This window comes from Arthrobacter sp. B055-34, from assembly GCF_059090425.1.
On sequence record NZ_JBNHFQ010000013.1, the window covers coordinates 84,434 to 102,154 of the forward strand.

Annotated in this window: 17 protein-coding genes; 10 read left to right on the top strand and 7 right to left on the bottom strand. The window is 66.3% G+C overall.

The window, feature by feature from the left end; genetic code table 11:
- The first annotated feature begins 145 nt into the window (after nucleotides 1-145).
- Nucleotides 146-1,306 (top strand): glycosyltransferase family 4 protein, encoded by a 1,161-nt coding sequence (locus tag AC5RWO_RS19780; RefSeq protein ID WP_498733403.1) that lies wholly within the window; start codon nucleotides 146-148, stop codon nucleotides 1,304-1,306.
- Between the two features lie 76 nt (nucleotides 1,307-1,382).
- Here the strand turns inward: AC5RWO_RS19780 and AC5RWO_RS19785 are convergent, their stop codons facing one another.
- Together AC5RWO_RS19785 and hpaH are read right to left on the bottom strand one after the other, a co-directional pair.
- A complete protein-coding gene (locus tag AC5RWO_RS19785; RefSeq protein WP_498733405.1) occupies nucleotides 1,383-2,210 on the bottom strand; it encodes an aldolase/citrate lyase family protein in 828 nt (275 codons plus the stop codon).
- Nucleotides 2,195-2,980 (bottom strand): 2-oxo-hept-4-ene-1,7-dioate hydratase, encoded by a 786-nt coding sequence (gene hpaH, locus AC5RWO_RS19790; RefSeq protein WP_074699314.1) that lies wholly within the window; start codon nucleotides 2,978-2,980, stop codon nucleotides 2,195-2,197. The genes AC5RWO_RS19785 and hpaH overlap by 16 nt, the downstream gene beginning before the upstream one ends.
- A 325-nt stretch (nucleotides 2,981-3,305) precedes the next feature.
- Between hpaH and AC5RWO_RS19795 the strand changes: the two genes are divergently transcribed.
- The 5 genes from AC5RWO_RS19795 to AC5RWO_RS19815 all read left to right on the top strand — a co-directional run bounded on the left by AC5RWO_RS19795 (nucleotide 3,306) and on the right by AC5RWO_RS19815 (nucleotide 10,267).
- Nucleotides 3,306-4,967, top strand: coding sequence for an ABC transporter substrate-binding protein (locus tag AC5RWO_RS19795; protein WP_498733407.1), 1,662 nt, complete (start codon nucleotides 3,306-3,308; stop codon nucleotides 4,965-4,967).
- Entirely contained in the window at nucleotides 4,948-5,979 is a 1,032-nt protein-coding gene (locus AC5RWO_RS19800; RefSeq protein WP_498733409.1) for an ABC transporter permease, read from the top strand. The genes AC5RWO_RS19795 and AC5RWO_RS19800 overlap by 20 nt, the downstream gene beginning before the upstream one ends.
- Nucleotides 5,976-6,923 (top strand): ABC transporter permease, encoded by a 948-nt coding sequence (locus tag AC5RWO_RS19805; protein WP_498733411.1) that lies wholly within the window; start codon nucleotides 5,976-5,978, stop codon nucleotides 6,921-6,923. Before AC5RWO_RS19800 ends, AC5RWO_RS19805 begins: the two co-directional genes overlap by 4 nt.
- Nucleotides 6,920-8,575 (top strand): dipeptide ABC transporter ATP-binding protein, encoded by a 1,656-nt coding sequence (locus tag AC5RWO_RS19810; protein ID WP_498733413.1) that lies wholly within the window; start codon nucleotides 6,920-6,922, stop codon nucleotides 8,573-8,575. The genes AC5RWO_RS19805 and AC5RWO_RS19810 overlap by 4 nt, the downstream gene beginning before the upstream one ends.
- Nucleotides 8,576-8,848: 273 nt before the next feature.
- Entirely contained in the window at nucleotides 8,849-10,267 is a 1,419-nt protein-coding gene (locus AC5RWO_RS19815) for a stealth family protein (protein WP_498733439.1), read from the top strand.
- Nucleotides 10,268-10,364: 97 nt separating this feature from the next.
- On the opposite strand, the gene AC5RWO_RS19820 is transcribed toward AC5RWO_RS19815, so the two are convergent.
- Together AC5RWO_RS19820 and AC5RWO_RS19825 are read right to left on the bottom strand one after the other, a co-directional pair.
- On the bottom strand, nucleotides 10,365-10,679 hold the full coding sequence (locus tag AC5RWO_RS19820; protein WP_498733415.1) for a hypothetical protein: 315 nt from the start codon (nucleotides 10,677-10,679) through the stop codon (nucleotides 10,365-10,367).
- A 193-nt stretch (nucleotides 10,680-10,872) separates the two neighbouring features.
- Nucleotides 10,873-11,778 carry a phosphodiesterase gene (locus AC5RWO_RS19825; protein WP_498733417.1) on the bottom strand — a complete coding sequence of 302 codons (906 nt, stop codon included), beginning with the start codon at nucleotides 11,776-11,778 and terminating at the stop codon, nucleotides 10,873-10,875.
- Between the two features lie 325 nt (nucleotides 11,779-12,103).
- On the opposite strand from AC5RWO_RS19825, the gene AC5RWO_RS19830 reads away from it, so the two are divergent.
- Entirely contained in the window at nucleotides 12,104-12,526 is a 423-nt protein-coding gene (locus AC5RWO_RS19830) for a hypothetical protein (protein ID WP_498733419.1), read from the top strand.
- Nucleotides 12,527-12,614: 88 nt separating this feature from the next.
- On the opposite strand, the gene AC5RWO_RS19835 is transcribed toward AC5RWO_RS19830, so the two are convergent.
- From AC5RWO_RS19835 to AC5RWO_RS19845, 3 genes are read right to left on the bottom strand one after another with little or no spacing between them, the layout of a single operon-like run.
- Nucleotides 12,615-14,120, bottom strand: coding sequence for a tripartite tricarboxylate transporter permease (locus tag AC5RWO_RS19835; protein WP_498733421.1), 1,506 nt, complete (start codon nucleotides 14,118-14,120; stop codon nucleotides 12,615-12,617).
- Nucleotides 14,121-14,732, bottom strand: a complete 612-nt coding sequence (locus AC5RWO_RS19840; RefSeq protein WP_498733423.1) for a tripartite tricarboxylate transporter TctB family protein — start codon at nucleotides 14,730-14,732, stop codon at nucleotides 14,121-14,123.
- On the bottom strand, nucleotides 14,729-15,763 hold the full coding sequence (locus AC5RWO_RS19845; protein ID WP_498733425.1) for a Bug family tripartite tricarboxylate transporter substrate binding protein: 1,035 nt from the start codon (nucleotides 15,761-15,763) through the stop codon (nucleotides 14,729-14,731). Before AC5RWO_RS19845 ends, AC5RWO_RS19840 begins: the two co-directional genes overlap by 4 nt.
- Before the next feature lie 150 nt (nucleotides 15,764-15,913).
- Here AC5RWO_RS19845 and AC5RWO_RS19850 point away from each other — a divergent pair, with 150 nt between their 5' ends.
- The 3 genes from AC5RWO_RS19850 to AC5RWO_RS19860 all read left to right on the top strand — a co-directional run.
- The gene (locus AC5RWO_RS19850) at nucleotides 15,914-16,303 is read left to right on the top strand and encodes a universal stress protein (RefSeq protein WP_498733427.1); all 390 of its coding nucleotides are present in this window, start codon (nucleotides 15,914-15,916) and stop codon (nucleotides 16,301-16,303) included.
- Between the two features lie 91 nt (nucleotides 16,304-16,394).
- Nucleotides 16,395-17,000 (top strand): GNAT family N-acetyltransferase, encoded by a 606-nt coding sequence (locus AC5RWO_RS19855; protein ID WP_498733429.1) that lies wholly within the window; start codon nucleotides 16,395-16,397, stop codon nucleotides 16,998-17,000.
- 391 nt (nucleotides 17,001-17,391) lie between these two features.
- A partial coding sequence (locus AC5RWO_RS19860) for a hypothetical protein (RefSeq protein ID WP_498733431.1) occupies nucleotides 17,392-17,721 on the top strand: 330 nt, incomplete at its 3' end.

The following is a 17,721-nucleotide window of genomic DNA, read 5'->3' on the forward strand; positions in this document are numbered from 1 at the left end:
TACACTAGCCGCCTCCCGCCGCGTGCCCGGACCGCTTCTCCCGCCACCGGCCCGGACCGGCGCCGTCGTGAGTCTTTTGCAAGTGTTCACCGGGGCGAAACCCTGTCCTCGCCGGGAGTCTGCGCCCAGCCGCCACGGTAGAAGCGTGAGGATCGCCATTGTTGCTGAATCGTTCCTGCCGCATATGAACGGCGTCACCCACTCGCTGCTGCAGGTCATTGCGCACCTGCGCCGGCGGGGCGACGACGTGCTGGTCATCGCGCCGACGTCGTCGTGGCTCGATGACGAGGCGCCGGCCGAGGTGGAGGGCTACCCGGTGCACCGGCTGCCGTCCGTCCCGCTGCGCGGCTACGCCAATGTGCGGGTCGCCGCCGGAACGCCGGCGCGGCTGCGGCGGATCTTCGCGGACTTCATGCCCGAGGTGGTGCATGTGGCCTCGCCGTTTATCCTCGGCTGGCGGGCCGTGCAGGCCGCGCACCAGCTGGGCATCCCCGCCGTCTCCATCTACCAGACCGAGGTTCCCGCCTACGCCGCGCGCTACGGTGCCCCGTGGCTGGAGCAGCTGTTGTGGCAGCACGTGGAGAACATTCACGAACTCTCCACGCTCACCTTGGCGCCGTCCAGTTTCGCGGTCGACCAGCTGCACAGCCACGGCGTGCGCCGGGTGCACCTGTGGCGGCGCGGTGTGGACACCTCGCGTTTCCACCCGCAGAAGTACGACGCCGGGTGGCGGGCTTCCGTGGCGCCCAACGGCGAGCGGATTATCGGCTTTGTGGGCCGGCTGGCCGCGGAGAAGCAGGTGGAGGATCTTGCCGTGCTGGCCGACCTGCCCGGCACGCGGCTGGTCATCGTGGGGTCCGGGCCGCTGAAGGACTCGCTACGAGCCAAGCTGCCCGGCGCTTACTTCGCCGGCTTCCAGGGCGGCGAAGACCTGGCGCGGATGGTGGCCAGCTTCGACCTGTTTGTCCACCCCGGTGAATCCGAGACGTTCTGCCAGACCATCCAGGAAGCGCAGGCCTCCGGCGTGCCGGTGGTGGCGGTGGGACGGGGCGGTCCGCTGGATCTGGTGGACCAGTCGCGGACCGGCTGGATCTATACGCCCGGACGGCTGGATGAACTGCGGTCCCGGGTGCAGGACCTGATCGGCGACGACATCAAGCGCCGGGCCTTCGGGCAGGCGGCGTTCGAGTCCGTCCAGGGCCGGACTTGGCCGGTGCTGTGCGAGCAGTTAGTGGGCTATTACGCCAAGGCGATCTCGGTGAAGCGGCGCGCGCTGAACGTCCAGGCCCGCGAGTACCTTCGGTAAGCCAGACTCCCGAAACCAGGAGACAGCAGATGCCCTTTCCAAGGTTGGAAAGGGCATCTGCTGCGCAGTCGATGTTCTAGTAGCTGGCGCGGGGCGCCTGTGCCTCTGCTCCGACTCCTGCTTCTTCCGGAATGTACTTGGCGGCGAGCGCCTCGGTACCGCGGGCCAGCAGGGCCACGTCGGCGCCGACGTTGACGAAGTCCGCCCCGGCGTCGATGTAGCGGCGGGCCGAGGCTTCGACGAACGCGTTGACCCCGACGAACTTGCCGGCGGCCTTCACGTCCTCGATCGTCTTGACCACCGCGGCCACTACGTCCGGGTGTTCCTGCTGGCCAAGCACGCCCATGGAGGCGGCCAGGTCAGACGGGCCGATGAAGATGCCGTCGATCCCGTCCACTGCGGCGATTTCCGCTGCGTTCCGGACTGCCTCGGCCGCCTCGACCTGCACCACCAGGGTGACCAGGTCCTCGGCACGGTTCAGGTAGTCGGGGATGCGGTTCCAACGTGCCGAACGGGCCAGCGCCGAGCCCACCCCGCGGATGCCGCGCGGCGGGTAGTGCATGGCCGCCACCGCGGCCCGGGCCTGCTCCGCGTTGTTGACCATCGGCACGATCAGCGACTGCGCGCCGATGTCCAGGAACTGCTTGATCTGCACCGGATCGTTGAAGGGGACACGGACCACGGGGATGGCCTGGTAGCCGGCGATGGCGCGCAGCTGGGCCAGGACCGTCTCCAGCCCGTTGGGTCCGTGTTCGGCGTCGATCAGCAGGTAGTCAATGCCTGAGCCGGCGCAGATTTCGGCGATGCCCGCGTCGCCGGAGCACACGAACATGCCCGCGATGGTGCGGTCGGCGTTGTTGACGAGGTCCTTGAAGGACGGCGCTGCTTCTACTCGAATCGGCATGTGATGGATCCCAGCTGTCCGTAGTCGGCGTGCACAGTGTCGCCCTCGTAGACCCACATCGGGCGGGTGAAGGACCCGGCGAGGATGGTTTCGCCGGCCTTAAGGTGGTCGCCGTGCGGGGCGATCTTGTTGGCCAGCCAGTACACGCCGGCGGCCGGGTGGTTCAGCACGCCGGCGGCGACGCCGGTCTCCTCCACAGTCTGGTTCTTGTACAGGATCGCGGCGATCCAGCGCAGGTCAACGTCCTGCGGGCGGACCGGGTTGCCGCCGATCACCATCGCGCCCATGGCGGCGTTGTCGGAGATGGTGTCCACGATAGTGCGGCCTTCCATCTCGATCCGCGAGTCCAGGATCTCCAAGGCGGGGACCACGTATTCGGTGGCGTTCAGCACGTCGAAGATGGAGGCGTTGGGGCCCTTGACATCACGGTTAAGCACGAAGGCCAGCTCCACCTCGACGCGCGGGTGGGTGTACTGGTCCCACTTCACCGTGCAGCCGTTTTCGAGGATCATGTCGTCGAAGATGATGCCGTAGTCCGGTTCGGTAATGCCGGTGGCGGCCTGCATCGCCTTGGAGGTCAGACCGATCTTGCGCCCGGCGAGCTTGCGGCCGTTAGCTTCGCTGCGCTCCCGCCAGAGGTTCTGCACGGCGTAGGAGTCCTCCACCGTCATCTCCGGATAGCGGGCCGTCAGCCGAGGCACCGGGGTACGGGTGCGCCCGGCCTCCACCAGCTCATCGGCAATCTTCTCAATGGTCGTCTGATCAAGCACGCGACAGGCTCCAGTCCAAAGTCATCAACTGCGGGCAGCCGGACGGAACCCCGTCCGGTCTGGTGGTCCTCCCTACCGCGGCGGTGCCGGGCGGCCACAGCACCATAGTACGGTTCGCCGCGCTGTGCTGAGACTTCCGTTACAGCCTGCCAACCCGCGAGCTCCGCCGGCGTGCCGGAGAGGTTGCTCACACTGTGCGGCACGTCATGCGTCGGTTTGCGCTGCTGACCTACCCTTAATGGGAGCAAACTGCGGCCGGCGCCCTTCCGGCCGTGCAACACCGCCGCAGGCCACCGCCGGGCGGATCCAGTTGAGGAAGTATCCTATGTCGTTTCCCTTCCGTACCCCGCGCCGTGCCGTCGTTTCCGCGGCAGGTGCCGCGGCCGCCGTCGTACTTTTGGCCGGTTGCAGTGCCGGCGGCACCGGTTCCGAGGAGAATGCGGGCGAGCCGGTCAGCGGCGGGAACCTCGTTTACGCCACGGGCGACGCCGAACCGACGTGCCTGGATCCGCATGTGGGCGGCAATTACCCACAGGCGCTGGCGGCCAGCCAGTACCTGGAACCGCTGGTTTCCAAGAACGACGACGGCGAGATCATCCCGTGGCTGGCCAGCGAATGGCAGGAAAGCGAAGACGGCCTGACCTGGACCTTCACGCTGCGCGAGGGCGTGGAGTTCGCTGACGGCACCCCGCTCAATGCCGAGGCAGTGAAGGCCAACATCGAGCACGTCCAGGATCCCGAAACCGCGTCCTCCACCGGCTACCTGGCGCTGCAGAAGATTGAGAGCGCCGAGGTGGTCGACGACCTCACCCTCAGGCTGAACCTCAAGGCTCCGGACAGTGCGCTGCTGGAATCGTTCAGCATGCCGTGGGTCGCCATCCAGTCCCCCAAGGCGCTGGAGCGCAGCCAGGAAGAGAACTGCGCGGCGCCCGTCGGCACGGGACCGTTCATCGTGGAGGACTGGGTCAAGCAGGACTCGATCACCATGGTCCGCAACGAGAATTACAACTCCCCGCCGGCCGATGCCGCCCACGAGGGCCCGGCCTACCTGGAGTCCATCACCTGGAAGTTCATTCCGGAATCCGCCACCCGCTATGCCGCGCTGCAGGCCGGCGAGGTGCACGTGATCGACAACGCCCAGCCGGACACCATTGCCGCAGCGGAGAACAACGACGTCATCAAGCACCTGGACGCCCCGCGGCCCGGCGCCTCCAACCGGCTGGAGCTGAACACCAGCAAGGCGCCCTTCAATGATCCGCTGGTGCGCGAGGCGTTTGTCCGGGCGGTGAATGTGAACGACGGCGTTTCCTCCCTGTTCTTCGGGACCGCCGAACGCTCCTACTCGCCGCTCTCCAGCGTTGAGCCGCTGAGCTACTCCGACGAGTCCCTGTTCGGCTACGACCCGGCCGAGGCCAACCGCCTGCTGGACGAGGCCGGCTGGACTGAGCGGGATGCCGAGGGCTACCGGGTGAAGGACGGGAAGCGGCTGAGCCTGGAGTTCCCGGTCAGCACCAACCAGTCCATCCCGGCCGAGCAGTCCCTGTTCGAGCAGCTGCAGGCCACGGCCAAGGAAGCCGGCTTCGAGATCAAGCTGAACCTGCTGGATCTGTCCAGCTGGTACGGCGCCCTGGCCGAGAACGATTACAACCTGGTCAGCGCCCCGTACACCAAGGTGGGCCCGGACGTGCTGCGGATCCTGTTCCACTCGGACAGCACCGTTCCGGCACCCAGCGGGTACTTCGCCAACCTGTCCCAGGTGAAGCTGGACGAACTCGATGAGATCCTGACCAAGGGCAGCGAAACTTCCGACCCGGCCGAGCGCGCGGCGCTGTACGAAGAGGCGCAGAAGATTGTGCTGGAGGGCTACTACATCCTGCCGCTGTACGACCAGCAGAACCACTTCCTGTACCGCTCGGAAGTCTCCGGGTCGCGGGCGCTGCCCACCGTGTCCACGCCGACGTTCTACGATGCCTGGCTCAACTCCTGAGCAACCGGCTCCCGGCCGGCCGGCGCTGAGCGACGGCGACGGGGGGCCGGCGCGGACGCTGGCCGAGGGCGTCCGCCTCCCCACAACCGTACGCTGGCTGCTCGCCAAGATGCTGGGCGCGGTCTTCGTGCTCTGGGCCGTTGCGACGCTGATCTTCTTCGGGATCCGGCTGATCCCCGGCGATCCGGCCGAAGCCATTCTCGGCGGCCCGGGATCGCAGGCGTCGCCCGAGGCGCTGGAGCAGGTCCGCCGGGACTACGGGCTGGACCAGCCGCTGCTGGTGCAGTACTTCACCCAGCTGGGCCGCCTGGTGCAGGGCGATCTGGGCGACTCCTACTCGCTGCGGATGCCCGTGGCCGAGCTGCTCGGCAACCAGTTGCCCGGCACACTCCTGCTGTCTGCCCTGGCCCTGCTGGTCGCCTGGCTGCTGGCGCTCGGACTGGCCGGCTGGTCCACGCTGAACGGCAAGGCGGCCGCCGTCGTTGCTTCGGGGCTGGAGATCGCCGCAGCCGCGGTGCCGCACTTCTGGCTGGCCAGCATCCTGATCCTGCTGTTCTCCAATACGCTGGGCTGGCTGCCGCCGGTCAGCACCAACTCCGCCGACGGGCTGGTGCTGCCCGTGCTGGCGCTGGCGCTGCCGCTGGCCGGATTCCTGGGCCAGGTGATGCGCGAATCCATGCTCAACGCCATGACCTCGCCGTTCGCGCTTTCCGCCCGTGCCCGCGGGGAAGGCGAGACCGGTGTGCTGTTCCGCCACGCTCTGCGCCATGCCGCGCTGCCCGGCATCGCGCTTTCCGGCTGGGCCTTCGGCAGCCTGCTCAGCGGCGCCGTCGTCGTGGAGTCGATCTTTGCCCGCCCGGGGCTGGGCCGGACCCTGCTCAACGCCGTCACGCTGCGCGACATCCCGCTGGTCACCGGCGTCGCCCTGGTCTCGGCACTGGCCTACGTGGTGGTCATGGCCGCCAGCGACGTGGCCGAGCGCGCCGCCGATCCACGGTTGCGGGGCGCATGAGCATCTTTTCGAGCAAGCGCAATCACCAGGACCCGATACTCGCCGGGACCTCAGGCGCGGCTGGAACCCCTGATGTCACAGAGACTCCTGGCACGCCCGGCGCCGCAGGAACCCTCGGACCCACCCGCGGCCTGCTCCGGGTGTCCGGGCTGCGCGCCGTCGAACTCGGCGCCGCCGCCGTCACACTGTTCCTGGTGCTGGCCGCCTGCTTCCCCACGCTGCTGGCGCCATTCGACCCGCTGGCCATCAACCCGGCCGACTCGTTCCAGGGCCCGTCCGCCAAGCATTGGTTCGGCACCGACGAGTCCGGTCGCGACATCTACTCGCGCGTGATCCACGGCGCCCGCCCGTCGCTGCTGATCGGCGCAGCAGCCACCGCCATCGGCGTCGGGCTGGCGCTGGTGCTCGGCACGCTGGCCGGGCTCGGCGGCCGCTGGCTGGATTTCGGCGTGGGCCGGATCCTCGAAGTGCTGTTCGCGCTGCCGGGCCTGCTGCTGGCGCTGGTGTTCATCGCGCTGGCCGGCCCGGGGATCACCACCTCGGTCATCGCCGTCGGGCTCTCGACGGCGCCGGGCTACGCGCGCATCATCCGCGGCCAAATCAGCCAGCTGAGGTCGTCCGCAATGGTGGAGGCCGCCGTCGTACTGGGCCGCCGCCCGGCGCAGGTACTCTTCCGCCACATCCTGCCCAACGCCCTCCCCCCCGTCTTTGTGCTCGGCACCCTCGGGCTGGGCCAGGCCGTGGTGTGGGCGTCCTCGCTGAGCTTCCTCGGCCTCGGGGCACCGCCGCCGGCCGCCGAGTGGGGTGCGATGCTGGCGGCCGGCCGGACGTATCTGGGCACGGCGTGGTGGATGACGTTCTTCCCCGGCGTCGCGATTGTCCTGACGGCGGCGTCCTCGACCGTGCTGGGGCGCGCCCTGCAGCGAAGGGTGGCCGGACGGTGATCGCGGAGAACGACGCCGTGCTGCGGGTTGAGAACCTCAACGTCGGCTTTGGTGCCGTCCCGGCAGTGCGCGGGGTGTCTTTATCCATCGACCGCGGGCAGTGCCTGGCGCTGGTGGGCGAATCCGGTTCCGGCAAGTCGGTGACCGCGCGGGCCCTGATCGGCCTCGCCGGGGAAACTGCGGGCGTTTCGGCGGAGCGGATGGAACTGGGCGGTAAGTCCTTGACCGGACTGGGTCGGCGCGGCTGGCGGCAGTTGCGCGGCAGCAAGGTCGGCTTTGTGCTGCAGGATGCGCTGGTCTCGCTGGATCCGCTGCGGACCATCGGGCGCGAGATCGAGGATTCGCTCCGGCTGCGCACCCGGCTGACCAGCGCCGAACGCAGCCGGCGGGTGCTGAAGCTGCTGGCCGATGTGGGCATGGACGATCCGCAGCTGCGGGCGGGCCAGCGCTCCGGCGAACTCTCCGGCGGCCTGCGCCAGCGGGCCCTGATCGCCTCCGCCATCGCGCTGGATCCGGCGCTGCTTATCGCCGACGAGCCCACCACCGCGCTCGATGCCACGGTGCAGGCGCAGATTCTGGACCTGCTGGCCTCACTGCGGGAGCGGGGAACGGCGATGCTGCTGATCAGCCACGATCTGGCAGTGGTCGGTTCGGTGGCGGACCAGGTGGCGGTGATGACCGAGGGCAGGATTGTGGAGCAAGGCCCGGTGGCGCAGGTCCTGGGCTCGCCGCAGCACGACTACACAAAGAAACTGCTGCGCGCCTTGCCCTCCGGCCATCCCCGCGGCGCGCGCCTGTCCCGATCGTCGATCTCGTCCAGCCCGAAGGCACCGAAACCGACATCGGCGGGCGGCCGTTTCCCGCAATCCGGCGCCGGCGCACCCGTTCTGCAGGCCACCGGCCTGACCAAACGCTTCCGCAACCCGGACAAGACCAGCTTCACCGCCGTCGATAATGTCTCTTTCGAACTGGCCGCCGGGGAGACGCTCGGGCTGGTGGGCGAATCCGGTTCCGGCAAAACCACCATCGCCCGCATCGCGCTCGGCCTCACCGCACCGGATGCCGGCCAGGTCCGGCTTTTCGGCGAGCCTTGGAGCGCGCTCACCGAGAAGGACCGCCGGAGCCGGCGGCCGTTGATCGGCACCGTCTACCAGGACCCGCTCAGCTCGTTCGATCCGCGGCTGACCGTCGGGCAGACCCTGGCGGACGCGGCCACCGGCGGCCGGACGCTGAATTCCCGGAGCGCCGGCGAGCAGGTCCAGGACCTGCTGGAGATGGTCGGGCTGCCCGCGGACTTTGCCCGCCGCGGCCCGCGCACGCTTTCGGGCGGCCAGCGCCAGCGCGTCGCCATCGCCCGCGCTCTGGCGCCACGGCCCCGGATCCTGATCTGCGACGAACCGGCCTCGGCGCTGGACGTCTCGATCCAGGCCCAGATCCTGGACCTGCTCGATGACCTGCAGCGGGAACTGGGGCTGAGCTACCTGTTCATTTCGCACGATCTGGGGGTGGTGCGGCACATGAGCGACAGGGTTGCCGTCCTGCGTCGCGGCCGGATCGTCGAGCACGGCCCGGCCGAGCAGCTCTTCGCCGCGCCCCAGCATCCCTACACACAGCAGCTCCTCGCGTCTTCCCCAGCCCTCGAAGCTCGCTGAATCCACAGTCGCCTCACCCCGGCGGGAAGGCAGGCTTAGTATGGAGGAGATACGCCACATCCAAAACTAAAGGAGACTTCCATTACCGAATCGCTTGCCCCCAGTGACATTTCGGATGCGTACTTTGGTGCCCCGGAACCGGAGGAAAGCCAGCGCGACGTCGTTGAGGTGACCTCTCCTGCCGCCGTCGCACGCTTGAGCGACCGCGAGGATGTCGTCAAGGTCAAGCGGCGCTATGCGCTGGTCAACAGGGACCGCACCCAGCATGAGGCGATGGTGGAGGACCTGCTGTTCATCCGCCGTGTACTCGATGACGCTGGTATCGGATACTTGCTGGTCCGGGGCAATGATGCCCGCCCGGTCATCGCCATCAATTGGGATGACCGCCGGGAACTTCAGGACGCGCTGGCCGCCGCCTGCCTGAACGAACCGTTCTACTCCATGACGGTGGACGCCAAGAAGAAGCGCGCGCTGCTGGTCGGCGACGGCCGGCTCGCCGAGGGCAACCAGGCCCGCATCTTCCGGCTCTACCGCCCCCGTATCGAGCCGAACGGCGGGCTGGTCTACGGGCAGTCGGCCGGCGTGCAGCTGGAACTGTGGATGTGGCAGGACGAGAAGCTGATCCTGCCCATCGAAAACTCGCTGACCCGGCGTTCGCTCCCTGCGGCCGAAGCCGTCCGCGGCACCGTGCGCCGGTATGGCCTGGACTGGCCGACCATCGAGAACATGTTCGCCGACCACGCCACGGACATCGACTTCGAGATCGACATCGTCTTCTCCTGGGTGGACGGGAACGATCCGGCCTACCAGGCCGCCCGCCGCAAGCGGATGGAAGGGGTCATCCTCGGCGAGGGCGACGACGCCGAGGCCCGTTTCCGGCAGATCAACGAGCTCAAGTACGCGCTGCGTTCGGTGTACATGTTCGCGCCGTGGATCCGCAACATCTACATCGCCACGGACTCCCCCGTGCCTGAGTGGCTGAACGCCGAGCATCCGGCCATCAACATTGTGCGCAGCGAAGAGCACTTCAAGGACCCCTCGGTCCTGCCCACGCACAACTCTCAGGCCGTCGAGGCGCAGCTGCAGCACATCGAGGGCCTGAGCGAGCACTTCCTCTACTCCAACGACGACATGTTCTTCGGCCGCGCGGTGGGTCCGCACGTGTTCTTTTCCCCTGGTGGCATCACGAAGTTCATCGAGGCCTCCACCCGGATCGGGCTGGGCGACAACCACTTGGACCGCTCAGGCTTCGAAAACGCCGCCCGCGTGAACCGCAAGCTGCTCTACGATCGCTTCGGCCGCATCACCACCCGGCATCTGGAACACTGCGCCGCGCCCCTGCGCAAGAGCGTGCTGCTGGAAATGGAGAAGGAGTTCGCCGCCGAGTTCGAGGCCACCGCGGCGAGCCGTTTCCGCGCCAAGGACAACATCTCGGTCACCAACTCGCTCTACCACTACTACGCGCTGCTGACCGGACGCGCCGTCACGCAGACCGAGGCCAAGGTCAAGTACATCGACACCACCATGTACTCGGGGCTGAAAGCATTGGCGAAGCTGCTGAAGAAGCGCAACCATGACTTCTTCTGCCTCAATGACGGCAGCTTCCCGGAAGTTCCGGCCCTGGAGCGGCAGGAAGTCGTGACAGACTTCCTCGAGAAGTACTTCCCGATCCCCGCGCCCTGGGAAAAATAAGACCGATGGGAAAAATTAACGGCTCCGGGCAAGTAACAGCCTAACGAGAATTACGACGGCGGGCGCTCACCCGCCGTCGTTGGGTTAGCTGTCGGCTTTACCGTCGGCAAGCCTTAACCACCCTCGCTACCGCGTGGCCGGCTGACCACACCAGCGGGACGGTACAAACCAGCAGTGCCAGCGGGTTGGGCCGGAACGAGGCTTTGCCTTGGCTGTCCGGCGCCAGCACGCCGACGGGCAGCACCATTCCGCCGCCGCCACCTCCGCCTTCGCCGGTCTCCGATTCGCCGCCGCCGAAGCCGAATTGGACGAGCGCCACCGGAACCACCTGCTCGGAGCCCACCTGGACCGGTTCGCCGTAGGCCCGTCGGACGCCGAACGAAGTGACCCTGTCGGCGATCGCAACGATCACATCGGTCCGCTTGGCAGGTTCCGCCGCTGGAGTTGGGCTGGCCGAGGCAGAGTTAGGCGAGGTTGGGCCAGCGGAAGTTTGGGAAGAATCAGGCATCATGCACCCAGCCTATTGAGCCCCGGTACCGCTGGCTACAAAACGGTGCCCGCACCTGCGGAAGCCGTAAACGCAAAGGCCCGTGCCGCCGTCGTTGTCAGACTCCGGCGAGCTGGCGGCCGCTCTCGGGAATCCGGATGCCGGCCGCGTCCAGCCGGCGCTGGGTTTCCTCCGGGGACACGTATTCGCCCACGGTGGCGTAGTCGCCGATCGGCACCACCGAGTGGACGATCGTCTCGTCGTACACGTGGACCAGATTGTAGGCCTGGGCGCCGTCGCGGCCGCGGGTGCCGCCCACGGGAACGTTCAGGTCTTGCGTGTAGCAGGTCGCCGAGGCTACCGACACAGGAATGCCGGCGAACATGGCGGTGGTGGAATAGTGCAGGTGCCCGGCCAGAATGGTCCGCACGTCTGTATCCTCCAGCGCCGCGGCCAGCCGGCTCTGGTCCCGCAGCTCCACCAGCACGGACAGATCCTGCACGCACGGCACCGGCGGGTGGTGCAGCGCGAGAATGGTGCCGTGCGGCGCTGACACCGCCAGCTCCCCCTTGAGCCAGTCCAACTGGTTGTCGCTGAGCTCGCCATGGTGGAACCCGGGCACGGTGGAATCCAGCGTGATCACGCGCAGGCCATCGACGTCGTACGCTTTATCCAGCGGGGACATGTCCGCCGGCTGATCCAGCAGACCAGCGCGCAGATTGGCGCGGTCGTCATGGTTCCCCATGGCCCAGATGACCTGCGCGTCCAACCGCTCCGCGGCCGGCTCGACGATGGCGCGGAGCTTGGTGTACGCCTCCGGCTCGCCCTTGTCCGCCAGATCTCCGGTGAACACGATGGCCTGCGGACGCGCGCCGGAAGCCTCGAGTTCGGTGAAGACCTGCTGGAGCCGGGCCTCGCTGTCCACCTGTCCGTACAGGGGATTCGGACCGCCCACCAGATGGGTGTCGCTCATGTGCAGTATGAAATGGTGAGGCCGTGGATGCTCGGCCTGGATGTAATCCATCACTAACCTTCTGCTGTTTCGGAACCGGGATACCCGTTTCCTATTACATTCCATCCAAGCAGACGAGGCTCAAACCGCAAGTTAACGCACGGCGGCATTTCGGTTTGTTTCGCTTAACTGAATCTCAGCAGCCCATGCATTAGCAACGGAAAACAGTGTGAAGTGCGCCGGAAACAAACTGTAGCCCGCGCCACCGGGCTGCGCAGCTGTCACATCGGGCTGCGCACTCGCCCTTCCGGCAGAAGCTGCCCGCCGACCACTGGCAGGAGCGGTCCCCCGGAAGTACGCTCGAAGGGACCGAGCCTGACTACCGGAAGGACCTGACATGAAGCTCAGCCACATTCCCCTGCGCCTGACCACCGGCGGATTTATCCTCAATTCCGGCATCGGCAAGATGAACCTGGACAAGGACAGCGCCGCATACCTGCAGGGCATGGCCGGCAACATCCTGCCCCAGATTAAGGACATGGAGCCCGAGCAGTTCGGCAAGTACGTCAGCTACGGCGAACTCGCCCTCGGCAGCGCGCTGCTGGCTCCGTTCATCCCCAGCCGGCTGGTGGGCCTGGGCCTCGCCGCATTCTCCGGCACGCTGATCGGCATGTACCTCAAGACCCCGGGCATGACGCACGAGGACAGCGTCCGCCCCACCGCCGAGGGAACCGGCCTGGCCAAGGACATCTGGATGTTCGGCATCGCGCTGGCCCTGATCCTGGACTCCAAGGGCAAGCAGAAGTCGCTGAAGGTCTAGCCGGCCACCGTCTTTAAAGCCGAGAACGACCGCGGCGCCCCACCTTTTTGAAGGCGGGGCGCCGCCGTCGTCCGCTGTTGGTAGTTTGCTACACGTCGGCCTTGGCGCGCGCACGGATCCGGCTGATCGCCGTGATGAGCAGGGCAACCGCCAGCAGGATGTACAGCGTGATGGTGATCGGGCTGTCCACGAAAACGGCGTAGTCCCCGTTCGAGGACAACAAGGCCGAGCGCATGGAGGTTTCGGCCAGTGGACCCAGCACAATGCCGATCATGATCGGCGCCAGCGGGATGCCGTAGCGGCGCATCAGGAAGCCCAGCACCCCGATGCCGAGCACCATCAGCAGGTCGAACACCGACGCCGACGTCGCGTAGACGCCCAGCCCGCAGAAGACCGAGATTCCCGCGTACAGGTACGGCTTGGGGATCAGCAGCAGCTTGGCCCAGAACCGTGCGAAGGGCAGGTTCAGGATCAGCAGCACGATCAGGCCGAGGAAGAAGCTGGCCAGCAGCGCCCAGACCAGATCCGGTGCGCGGTCGAAGAGCAGCGGGCCCGGCTGCAGCCCGTACTGCTGGAACGCGGCCAACATGATCGCCGCAGTGGCCGAGACCGGCAGGCCAAGCGCCAGCAGCGCTCCCATCGCGGTACCCGTGGTCGCGTTGCCAGCCGCTTCCGGCGCGGCCAGTCCGCGGATGGCGCCCTTGCCGAACATCGGCTTCCGGCGGCGGCGGTCCAGCGAACGCTCGGCCCCGTAAGCCAGGAAGGTGGGCACTTCCGCGCCGCCCACGGGAATGACGCCGAAAGGTACACCGATCGCTGTGCCGCGCAGCCAGGCCGGCAGCGCCTCGCGGAATTCGGCCTTGGAGAGGTACGGCCGGCCCGAGGAGGGCGTGGCCACGGCAGCCGGATCGCGCCGGATCCGCGAGGCCACGTGGAACACCTCGCCGAGTGCCAGGATGCCCACGGTGACGGTGATGATGTTAACGCCGTCGAAAAGTTCCGGCACGCCGAAGCTGAAGCGCTCGGCGCCGGAGATGCTGTCGATGCCGAGCACGGCAATACCGAGGCCGAAGACCAGGGAAACCAGTCCCTTGATCACCGAGTCCGAGACGACCGAGGAGGTGGCCAGGAACGCGAAGACGGCCAGCGCGAAGAATTCCTGCGGGCCGAAGTTGGCGGACAGATCGGCGAGGACAGGGGCGAAGAACACCACCAGAATGCTGGCGATGATGCCGCCGATGAAGGCGCCGATGGCAGCGGTCGCCAGGGCTTGCGGTGCCCTGCCGGCCTTGGCCATCTTGTGGCCCTCGAACGTACTGGCGATTGACGAGGCTTGTCCCGGTGTGTTCATAAGGATGGCCATGGTGGAATCGCCGAAGAGCCCGCCGAAGTACACCCCGGCGAACATGATGAATGCCCCGATCGGATCCAGCGCGAAGGTCATCGGCAGCAGCAGCGCCACCGCCATGGAGGACCCGAGCCCCGGGAGCACCCCCACTGCGGTCCCGAGGAACGCGCCCACGACTACCCAGAGCAGATTCATCGGCGTCAGCGCCAGGCTGAAGCCTTCCATCAGGTTGGCTAGAGCATCCATTTAGAACACACCTCCCAGGATCCCGGCGGGCAGACTGAGGCCCAGTCCGGCGCCGAAGGCGAGCTGGATGAGCGAGGCGACCACCAGTGCCAGGCTGATGTCGAACAGCGGCCGGCGGCTTCCCATGGCCCGGGCCATGCCCCAGAACAGAACAGCTGCGGCAATGATCCAACCCAGCGGTTCCATCAGCAAAGCGAAAAGCAGGAAGCTGCCGATAGCCACCACAACCGAGGACCAGTCCGAATACGATGCGTACTTCCTGGCCGCGGCCTTTTCGGCCGCGGCCCGGACGTCCGGATCCAAGTCCTCTTCGAATTCGTAGTGCGGGGGCTTGGGCGGGTCCGGGTTCTTGATCGTGAACACGGCCAGGAGCACCGAAAGAAGGTAGCCGGCCGCCACGATCAGGGCCGGGAAGAATGTCGGTCCAGGGAAGGCTGCGCCCGAAGGTACATCCATGTCGAATATGCCCACCAGCAGATAGGTGCTGAACGCCGCCAGTACGACGGCGATGACGATTCCACTGCGTCCGTGCCAGAAGCCCTGGGCGGTAGGCGTGGCGGGCCCGGCCGGAGGCGCTGTGCCCGGCTGCGTTTGGTTGTCCGGATGTGTCACAGGTCCAGCCCTTCCAGGATCTCGGCGACTTCTTCTTCCTCCGCGGTGATGAACTCCTCGAATTCTTCGCCGGCCATGAACGTGTTATCCCATTGGTTGCGGGCCAGAGCGTCTTCCCACTCTGCGGTCTGCGACATTTCGGTGATGATGCTCAGCAACTCCTCGAAGTCCTCGTCGCTGGTCCCCGGGGCAGCGACCATCCCGCGCCAGTTGCTCATTTGCACGTCGTAGCCTTCTTCCAGCAAGGTGGGAACGTCGATGCCTTCCAGCCGCTGCGGCGCCGAAATGGCCAGAGCCTTCACCCTGCCTGCCTCGATCTGGTCCGCGAACTCGTTGTAACCGCTGATGGCTGCTTTGGCGGTATCGGAGAAGACGGTCTGCAGTGCTTCGCCACCGCTGGTGTTGGGGATATAGGTGGTCTGCGAGGCATCGATCCCGGCTTCCATGGCCAATTGCGCCATGACCAGATGGTCAATGGAGCCGATTGAGCCGCCGGTGAACGGGAACTCCCGCGGATCCTTCTTCCATTCGGCGATCAGATCATCGATGGAGTTAAAGGGCGAATCGGCGGCCACCACGATCGCGTCGTAATCATCGGCGAGCCGGGCCAAGGGGCGCACGTCGTCCATTCCCACCGGGGAGTCGTTGAGCTGGATGCCACCGAGCATCACGGTGCCCGTGGCCATCAGGGTTGAGGACTGTCCGTGCATGGTGGAAAACTGGCCCAGACCGATGGTGCCGGCTGCGCCGGGCACGTTGACTACCTGAACGCTGTTCACAATGCCGTTGGAGCGCAGGGCTTGCTGCTGTTCGCGTGCGAAAGTGTCCCACCCGCCACCGGCACCGGCAGGAGCAATAAGGGTCAGCTTGCTGCGCAGCTCTGCATCGGCTGCACTGCGGGAGGAGGTGAAGACTGCGCCTCCGATGACAATCGCCGCGATCACGCCATAGATAGTTAGACCGATGGTCCGTTTCCGGGAACGGCCACTCGCGGCCATGGACTCGCCGGGTTGGGGCTTCGGGGATGCCATGATTCCCGACCTTCCTTAGAATTGCTGATAGTGGAGCATTCACCATGCGGACTTTGGTTCGTTAGAAGAAATCGATCCAATGTACGCTATTTCACGTGGCCAGAGTGACCTAAACCCGTCGCAACTGGCGAACGGCGAAAGGTAACACTTATGACTATTCTCGTTGGTCGGTCCCGCTCCAGGGAAGGAACGGCCGCCTTTACAGCTGCCGTCGCGGAAGCTCGACTCCGCGGACAGGATCTTGTGGTTTTCGATCTGGACCGGACCGTTCATGATGAAGAGGTCGTCAGCGGCAGCCAGTTGGACTTCCCTACCGAGGTGGAGGGGGTGGCCGTGAGCTACCGGCTGCCGAACGAGCGCAGCCGTGATGCCGTGGGTGATCTTCTGGACACCGCTGAGGCCCTGGATCCGTCGCTGATCATCATTGGGATCCGGCACCGCAGCTCCGTGGGCAAGTTCCTGCTGGGCAGCAGCGCCCAGCAGATCCTGCTACAGGCCAATGCCCCTGTCCTCGCAGTGAAGGCAGAGTACAGCGCGTGATCACAACGGAGCGTTGACGCCCGCTTAGGATTGTTCCGTGAACGATTCGATCCATCCAGACGCAGGATTAGCGTCAGCGGAATCTGCAACCATGCCCGGATTTGCGACCGGCAGGACAGTGCTGCCCGCCGACGCTTTGATCCGACAGGCCACAGCCGACGACGCCGTTGCCCTCGCCGAATTGGCCGCGGCAACTTTCCCGCTGGCGTGCCCTCCGGTCATGACCGAGGACGACATCAACGGCTACATTGCAGAGCATCTCACCGAGGCCCGGTTCAGCAGCTATATCGCTAACGCGGAACGAACCGTGATGGTGCTCGAAGGGCCGAATGCTGATCCAGGTGACGTGCCCACAACTCGCCCTGGCCTGAGATTGGTGGGCTACAGCATGCTCATCCACACCCCTCCCCTGGATGTCGAAGTCCAGGCGGCTCTGACTTTGCGGCCCACCTCGATGCTGAGCAAGTTCTACATTCGGGCCGACGCCCACGGCAGCGGCCTGTCTCATCGGCTCATGAACGTCACCCTGTCCGCCGCTGCGGAAAACGGTTCGCGTGCGGTGTGGCTCTCCGTCAGCGAGGAAAACGTGCGTGCCCAGAAGTTCTACGCCAAGAGCGGCTTCCGGACCGTTGGCGGCATGAACTTCCCCACCGGCCGCTTGACCCTGCGCGACTTCGTGCTGGAACGAGCTGCCTAAAAACCATACTCAGGCAATTCACAGGTTGCTCCCGGCGAACAATCAAGTTCAAGGCCTACTGTGAAGTTACCTCATAAAGGTGCGAGTGATGCGGCGCCGGCCGGTCGGAGTTTTCCCCCAACCTCCAACCAGCCGGCGCTATCTCTTTAACTTCAATCAGTACCCCCACGGCGGACTCTAGGGGCGTATTACCCCCACAGACCCTGCCGGTCTTTTCCACACCCCTGCCGGCCACCGCTTCGCGAGCTGCTTCGTACGCCTTGGGCATCACGTCGCCTTGGTCGCCCTTGCAAGCTCCGCCGTCGGAAAGTTTCCGATGTTTTTCTGCCGCTTCCACTCCATGGTGTGTGCGTGGTCACAAACTGTCAGAGGCGGTTCGTAGGGTGGGGGTATGGAAGATTTCCAGTTTGATTTCATACCGGCGCCGGAGCCGGACCGGGAGCGCGGTTTGCGGGCGCTCGGTTTGGCGGGCAGTTCGTTGCTGGAAATCATGCTGCACAAACTCCTGCTTGATGCCTGGGCGGAGGAGAACCTGGCCTTCGGCGGCCGGCACTCGGAGCCCTTCGATGAAGCGGCCGAGGAAGCCGCCCAGATGCTGGCGACGGCTGCGGTGCTGCCGGAGGTGCCGGGCCTGCCGGAGGGCTGGGAGAACCTGGCGCCGGCGGCGCTGGCCGCGGTTTTGGAGCGGATTGATCCGGATGGCCTGGATGATGTCGGGACC

Coding starts and splice junctions, on each gene's coding strand:
- AC5RWO_RS19785 (WP_498733405.1), bottom strand. CDS start 2,210: ATGCCGATTCGAGTAGAAGCAGCGCCGTCCTTCAAGGACCTCGTCAAC.
- AC5RWO_RS19795 (WP_498733407.1), top strand. CDS start 3,306: ATGTCGTTTCCCTTCCGTACCCCGCGCCGTGCCGTCGTTTCCGCGGCA.
- AC5RWO_RS19825 (WP_498733417.1), bottom strand. CDS start 11,778: ATGGATTACATCCAGGCCGAGCATCCACGGCCTCACCATTTCATACTG.
- AC5RWO_RS19815 (WP_498733439.1), top strand. CDS start 8,849: ATGGTGGAGGACCTGCTGTTCATCCGCCGTGTACTCGATGACGCTGGT.
- AC5RWO_RS19800 (WP_498733409.1), top strand. CDS start 4,948: ATGCCTGGCTCAACTCCTGAGCAACCGGCTCCCGGCCGGCCGGCGCTG.
- AC5RWO_RS19830 (WP_498733419.1), top strand. CDS start 12,104: ATGAAGCTCAGCCACATTCCCCTGCGCCTGACCACCGGCGGATTTATC.
- AC5RWO_RS19835 (WP_498733421.1), bottom strand. CDS start 14,120: ATGGATGCTCTAGCCAACCTGATGGAAGGCTTCAGCCTGGCGCTGACG.
- AC5RWO_RS19845 (WP_498733425.1), bottom strand. CDS start 15,763: ATGGCATCCCCGAAGCCCCAACCCGGCGAGTCCATGGCCGCGAGTGGC.
- AC5RWO_RS19850 (WP_498733427.1), top strand. CDS start 15,914: ATGACTATTCTCGTTGGTCGGTCCCGCTCCAGGGAAGGAACGGCCGCC.
- AC5RWO_RS19855 (WP_498733429.1), top strand. CDS start 16,395: ATGCCCGGATTTGCGACCGGCAGGACAGTGCTGCCCGCCGACGCTTTG.
- AC5RWO_RS19805 (WP_498733411.1), top strand. CDS start 5,976: ATGAGCATCTTTTCGAGCAAGCGCAATCACCAGGACCCGATACTCGCC.